Source organism: Citrobacter sp. VF227 (assembly GCF_052950715.1).
In genome coordinates this window covers 1-438 of sequence record NZ_JBRFVF010000587.1, presented here as the reverse complement: position 1 = coordinate 438, position 438 = coordinate 1, and the positions used below count along the sequence as shown (strand labels likewise).

1 pseudogene is annotated in these 438 nt (G+C 54.3%); it reads left to right on the top strand.

Annotated features, from left to right (window positions below):
• A pseudogene (locus ACU8YC_RS28015) lies at positions 1-418 on the top strand (ABC transporter ATP-binding protein); the annotation flags it as partial.
• Positions 419-438: the final 20 nt, after the last annotated feature.

The following is a 438-nucleotide window of genomic DNA, read 5'->3' as shown; positions in this document are numbered from 1 at the left end:
GATTTGCCGTTCGGACCTGCTGCTGCCCGATGAACCGACCAACCACCTCGATCTCGACGCGGTCATTTGGCTGGAAAGATGGCTGAAAAGCTATCAGGGTACGCTGATTTTGATCTCCCACGACCGCGAGTTCCTCGATCCGGTGGTGGATAAAATTATCCATATCGAACAACAAACCATGTTCGAGTACACCGGCAACTACAGCGCGCTTGAAATCCAGCGTGCGACCCGCCTCGCGCAGCAACAGGCGATGTACGAAAGCCAGCAGGAGCGTGTAGCGCATCTGCAAAGCTATATCGATCGTTTCCGAGCTAAAGCGACCAAAGCAAAGCAGGCGCAGAGCCGTATCAAAATGCTGGAACGCATGGAGCTGATTGCCCCTGCGCACGTGGACAATCCGTTCCACTTTAGCTTCCGTTAGCCGGAAAGCCTGCCAAA